Raw genomic sequence first — 6,058 nt, forward strand, 5'->3', positions numbered from 1 at the left:
AGCTGCGGCAGTGGCAGACTTGGGTCAGCGGGACGAAGCCAAATTATCTGAGGCTTGGATCATATCCCCCGTAGGAACTGCTCGGGATGGCATCGTGCCTGGAACTAGCCCAGACAATTGAGGCTGCTGCCCTTGTCACGTGCGGCGTGGCAGTCACCTATTTTGCCTTGACAAGGATGCCGCTGCGGGGGGCATGGCCCGTTGGGCCCGCGACGTTTAAGAGGGCGGGACTGAGTTTCGTACGTCGCGTCCGCGGTCATCGACTAGCTCAAGTTCTCCACGTGATTGTGTAAAATCTACGGAAAAGGCCAGTGGGTGCTGAAAAATATCGGGATTGAAACGCCAGCTCAATCAGGCTACCGGAGCGCCGAACAAAAACAGACCTGCGTACGACGAGCAAAAAAGATCGCGGCTTCGGACGGAATCAGTTGTGCTAAAGCCTTATCTGATACTGCAAATCGGGTCGGAACTCTTCCGCCGGTAGCCATCACTAACATCAGCAAAATATGCAAACGGGATCCAGTCGGAAATAAAATATTGTGAACGAAGATTCCGGAATGAACCACTCCCTAGCAATCAATCTTAGCAAGCGAATTGATATCCTTGGTAGTGTTTTACTGCAGTACGCTGCCACTGCGCTTTCGTTCGTGTCTGTGCTGGCTCTGGCTAAAATACTCGACGTCGCCGCCTACGGCGCCTTTATGTATGGTCTGGCACTGGCGGCACTAACTCAGGTGATCACTAACGCTGGGAACGATCGAGTACTCCTCCCGGAGATTAGGCGGACCGCATCGCAATACGAGGCTTTTCGCCATATAAGATCGATAGTGTCAATTCAGATTGCGAGTTATATCTCGCTGACCGCGATGTTTGTTGCATTTGTATGGATGAGAGGTGCGTCTAATCAGTTATATGTTTTTTGCGGCCTCGTGTGGGGCGGCATGGTTGGTTTGGATCAGCGGATAGTATTTGACTACATCGGGAAAATTAGAGTGCATAGCACCTTTGTTGCGGCGGAGAGATTTTTTACATTTTCCGTAATTATTTTATGTCTATACCTAGGCGAGGCTGGGATGTGGCTACTCTACGCGCTTTCGGCCTCAAGGGGGTTGTTTACGCTAATTCAGTATGGATACCTGTCGTCGTTCTCGAGGCGTGCTGCACTGCCAGTGTTTTCGCAGGTGCGGGGGGGGGACCGCGCAAGCGCCGTTATGATGAGGGTAGTATACACTATCATCGCACTGCTATCTTCCGCTCTAATATGGGGGCAAATTTTTCTGATCGAGCATAGCGGAGACATAAAAGCAGTAGCGTATTTCGGGATACTCCTGCAGCTCTCAGCTTCTGTCCAAGTGGCTCAGGCACAGCTCCTAAGGTATTATAACGTTCGTATATTTCTGGCCGCGTCCAGCGAAGGTAGCAACTTCAAGCTTGGGCCAGCGTTACTGAAGGCCACGCTAATTTCGGCTGTTCTTACGGTGTTATTCGTGTTGCTATCGGCTATGGTCGAAAATTACGTTGTTAACGGATATAATCAGCTAACTCGATATGCCGTACTGCTTGGGCCTTGGTTGATATTTCTTGGCCCCGCGTCGTTCGTGAGTCAGGTCTTTGCCAGTCGGGAGCGGCCGCTCGTTCATCTGATTGTCGTGCTGACTTCGATGCTCATTTCGTTCTTTTTGACATGGCTCAGCGTCCCGTTTTTCGGACTCGCTGGCGCGATATTGGGGTTATCAATAGGCCATATGTTCTCAGTTGGTATGCAATTCGCGCTCCTCAGGTACTTCGGTCGTGTATTCGGCACGCGCCGAGGTTCTTGACTTGAAACTCGATGGAAGTCGACATGATTGGTCATGGTTTTAGAAAGGCTTGAGAAATGAAAGCAGGGAATCTGAGTAATATAGTGCGCAGCTCTTCGTTGGCTAGGAAGATCTTTCAACCAATACGGAAACTCCAGAGTTTTCTTGAAGCCAGAAAGGACGATAGAGAGGCTCAATCGGCGTTTCTAAACCCGAACCTTCTAAGAGTCGCAATGAAGCAGAAAGGCGAGGGGCTTCTTTCTATAAGGACGCAAGATGGCCTCGCAATAAATATTCGAAATAATATCTGGGACGCCAAAATCGTTCATGAAATGTTCGTGCAGAAGCCCTATCTGAAGCACGTTATTCTTCCGAAGAACCCAGTCGTTATCGATATCGGCGGTTACATAGGCGACTTCGCACTATATGCCGCCCACACTTTGAAAGCACGACGGGTATTGGTCTTCGAGCCGACCTTGGAAAACTACACTATTTTGAAGAAAAATGTGGCTGATAACGGCCTGGGTGACAAGATAGAAGCCTTTAACATGGCTGTCAGTAACTCCCCGGAGATTCTGTTGAATGTTGAGACTTCAGAGCACGGAGAAATTCACGTTTCATCATTTTGGTATGAAGGCGCGGTTCAGCGCCGCGTTCCAGCCACCACAATTCCGGCGATTCTTGCTGCAAACAATCTCGACTGCGTAGACCTCCTCAAGGTTGATTGCGAAGGCGCAGAGTATGACATCTTCGATATCACTCCGGATGATTGTCTCAACAAGTTTTCTAATATCGTCTTCGAATGCCACAAGGTCGATCGCTGGGAACCCCGCCTTGCCGAAACCTTGGCTAGGCTTACCTCCCTCGGATTCTCGGTGGTGCGCGATCGTATGATCGTTTCCGCCTGGCGTGGCGTGTCGCGATGAAACAGTGTACCAGGGCTTAGCCCAATCTAGACGGGCAGCGAAAATGGCGATGTCGTACGAGACCAGCGTAGAGAGACTTTCTATCCCATGGTGAGCGGCCGCGAGTCGAACTTCGACGATCTCTACGAGCAGTTACAAATTGCTGCACCACCCATGTCGCCAAAGGTCGACGAGTTGATATCGTCCAGCTCAGGCGATCGTCTTTCGCGCACTGATGGCCCAACCAGTAGGCCGAAAATCCGAAACCGTGCCATCTTTCTTGTCGAAGCAGGCTTGGTGCTAGTTTGTTACGCGTTGTGTGTGTATGCGTTTTTGGACGTTTCCAACATTGTCCTTATATATGAGTTTTTGCCGCTCACGATCATTGCCGGCTTGCTGATCCTTGCATTTTATCGAATTTCGCAGCTGCAGCCATTATACACATATTTTACAATCATCTATGCGTATTTCGTATTTGGATATTTGTTCAAGCTATACTACTTGCTGGAATATCCAGACGATTTCTCGATGCTGTCGAACGTAGCGGAATACCTGATAGGACCTCGTTTCGGTGAGGCGCTCTGGCTGGTTGTGATATACGTTGCTGTAAGTATAGTTATACTTTATTTTGTTTCGGACTCAAAGCAGCACTCCGAAACCGTTTTCGGCCCCATTCGCATTCAGAATCTGCTTGCGATCGCCATTATCGCGATATCGCTCGCTTCTAAATTGTTTCTCCATTACGTTTTGCAATGGGGGATCCCTGGAAAGGACCCCGCTGCTATGCCGCCTTTTATCGGCGGCGCCATAATTTTTTATGTGCGGCTTTGCCTGTTTTTTATATGCAACCTTTACCTGTATTGTGTCGTGCGAGACCGGTACAAATTTGGCATATTCGTTGCTGGAACATTCATTGCCACCTTCATCGCGCTCGATCTTGGAATCGGTTCCAAGTTCTCACTGATCTATGAAGTAATATTCGTCGTTCCACTTTTTGCTTACGCTATCAGAAAGAGACGCCTTTCACTCTCTTTTGTAGTAGTGTTAGCAGGACTGGGCTATGCCATCTTGAATTGGTATAAATATATTAACTATTACCGCTACGCAATATTGCAGGGTTACCACGGCCTTGACGCCGTTCATTTCGCTTTGAACGCCCCGGCGGCTAATGACGGATCAACCTTTGCGGACCTTATTGGTCGGGTGTCTGGGGTCGAGTACGTGCTGATCGTCGTTAGTATGAATTTACAGAGCCTCACATCCGGATTTCGGACTTTTTTTGGGCAAGATTTTCTTATGGCTTTTACGTCGATGATTACCGGGATTTCAAATGCGAATAGTGCGATGGGTGCGACGCAAATCGGGACGAATTTCGTAGCCAGCCACGGTAATCTGACGCTCTTTGCAGCGTATGCGGTGATCACTTTTACGGTCACTTTCGTAGTTATAGTTCGTGTGGTGAAGCTGAGCCTTGGCAATAGGGTCGCTACGATGATCAGCCCTTTCCATGAGGTCGCTGCCGCAATTTTGAGCGTTTACTTTCTGTTCGGTTCAGGCGTTTATGATTTATTTTTTCGCGAAGGATTGATCATATTTCTGGGCCTGTTCGCGTTTAGGACCGTGTGCTTCGGTAGGGACAGTTCCTCACGTTCCAAGCTGCGCTATGGCCGATAGAAATGTTGTGCGCAACATCGTTTTGGACCGGGCATTCTACAATGAGCAGCAGTTGCGATCCGACCAGCGTGGCGAGCATCTGCCCGAAGGTTTGCTTGGAAAGTTCCCCGGCGCCATAAATCTTAACTGCACCGAGACCTTCACGGAGTAACCATCCGGTGTGGGCTGCGGCAGAGGCGCTTTCGTGTGTTGGACTGCTTCCATGGAGATCGACACCGACAGGATCGACGATGCCGTTCTGGGCCTGCTTTGGCTGACGTTGCATGAAGAGAGGCGCGCCTGGAAGCCTGGAAGGGGCGGATTGCGATGCTCTGGATCGCTTGCACCAGAAGGAAGCTGATCGCGATCCAGCAAGGCGAAGCCAGTGGCTCTGTCAGGTGCTTCGTCTTGCCGCGGCCCGGATCGAGCACCGGCGCGGTCGTCTCGTCGGCGAAGAGTTTTGGCGAGGACTTCAGCTTGCCAAGCAGCCGCTCGTGCACCGGACGCAGATGCCAGGCGGCGCGGCCGACCCAGTCGGCGAGCGTGGACCGGTCGAGATTGATGCCCTGCCGGGCGTAGATCTGCGCCTGACGATAGAGCGGAAGGTGATCGGAATATTTTGAGACCAGCACCTGGGCGACCGTTGCCTCGGTCGGAAGACCACCCTCGATCAGCCGGGCGGGCGCCGGAGCCTGAACCACCACATCCTCACAGGCGCGGCAGGCATATTTGGGCCGGCGCACGACGATCACACGCAGCTGCGCTGGAACGATGTCGAGCCGCTCGCTCACGTCCTCACCGATCCGATGCAGGCCGTTGCGGCAGCACGGGCAGGCATGGTCCTCGATGTCGACGACCATCTTGACACGAGGAAGAATCGCCGGCAGGGCACCCCGGTTGGCCCGGCGTTTGGTAGTCTTTGCCTGTCGCTGGTCCGGAGAGGCCCCCTCGGCCTCTTCCTCGCCGGCCGCCTCGATCTGCTCGGCCTCTTCGAGCCCCAGCAGCAACTGATCCTCGGGAAGCGTCTCGGCGCGGCGACCGAAGCGGTGACGCTGCAATTCCTTGATGATCTGGATCAGGCGGGCATTCTCGACGTCGCGTACCAGGACCATCGCCTTCAGCGCGTCCGGATCGTCGGGAAGCTGGTCAGCCGTCATCGCCATGAGCGGATCAGACCATATTCGCCGACAGCCCGCGACAGCGGAATCCAGGCTGATTCACTTCGTCGCGGGTCAGCCCGCCTGGGCTGGAACGCGGGTCTGGCGTGCCTCGTGGACCCGCCGCCAGTCCAGCCCTTCCAATAGCGCCGAGAGTTGCGCGGCCATCAGCCGCATCACCCCGTCCTGCACCTTCGGCCAGCGGAACTCGCCGTCCTCAAGACGCTTGGCATAAAGGCAGACGCCGGTGCCATCCCAGAAGATCAGCTTGATCGATCCGTCCGCTTCGCCCGGAAGACGTAGACGGCGCCGCTGAACGGATCGGCGCCCATCGTCTCGCGCACCAGTGCGGCCAGCCCCTCCGCGCCCTTGCGGAAGTCTACCGGCTTCGTCGCCACCATGACCTTGACCGCACCCGTCGGGCCAATCACGCTGTTGCCTTCAGCGCGTGAATTACAGCAGCCACCGTCTTGGCATCGGCACCACGGCCAACGCGCATGGCGATGCCGTCGATCTCAAGCTCGATCACGCCGGCGTCGCGGAC

The 6,058-nt window shown here is 53.4% G+C and carries 3 protein-coding genes and 3 pseudogenes; 4 read left to right on the forward strand and 2 right to left on the reverse strand.

All coding sequences use genetic code 11. The features are described 5' to 3' along the window. Positions 1-539 precede the first annotated feature (539 nt). The 4 genes and pseudogenes from NKH05_RS32505 to NKH05_RS33275 form a co-directional block, all read left to right on the forward strand. Positions 540-1,820 carry a lipopolysaccharide biosynthesis protein gene (locus tag NKH05_RS32505; RefSeq protein WP_353027055.1) on the forward strand — a complete coding sequence of 427 codons (1,281 nt, stop codon included), beginning with the start codon at positions 540-542 and terminating at the stop codon, positions 1,818-1,820. A gap of 212 nt (positions 1,821-2,032) precedes the next feature. Beyond that, positions 2,033-2,725: an FkbM family methyltransferase gene (locus NKH05_RS32510; protein WP_353027056.1), complete on the forward strand. Its 693-nt coding sequence runs from the start codon at positions 2,033-2,035 to the stop codon at positions 2,723-2,725. Between the two features lie 87 nt (positions 2,726-2,812). After that, positions 2,813-4,378: a hypothetical protein gene (locus NKH05_RS32515; protein WP_353027057.1), complete on the forward strand. Its 1,566-nt coding sequence runs from the start codon at positions 2,813-2,815 to the stop codon at positions 4,376-4,378. Positions 4,379-4,580: 202 nt separating this feature from the next. Continuing rightward, positions 4,581-4,749, forward strand: a pseudogene (locus NKH05_RS33275) (DUF6429 family protein); the annotation flags it as partial. Between the two features lie 9 nt (positions 4,750-4,758). Here NKH05_RS33275 and tnpC read toward each other — a convergent pair. Then, a pseudogene (tnpC, locus tag NKH05_RS32520) lies at positions 4,759-5,520 on the reverse strand (IS66 family transposase); the annotation flags it as partial. A gap of 69 nt (positions 5,521-5,589) precedes the next feature. Continuing rightward, positions 5,590-5,945 (reverse strand): annotated as a pseudogene (gene tnpB, locus NKH05_RS32525) (IS66 family insertion sequence element accessory protein TnpB). Between the last annotated feature and the right edge of the window lie 113 nt (positions 5,946-6,058).

The sequence above is a fragment of the Mesorhizobium sp. M1399 genome (assembly GCF_040317735.1).
Lineage (GTDB): Bacteria > Pseudomonadota > Alphaproteobacteria > Rhizobiales > Rhizobiaceae > Mesorhizobium.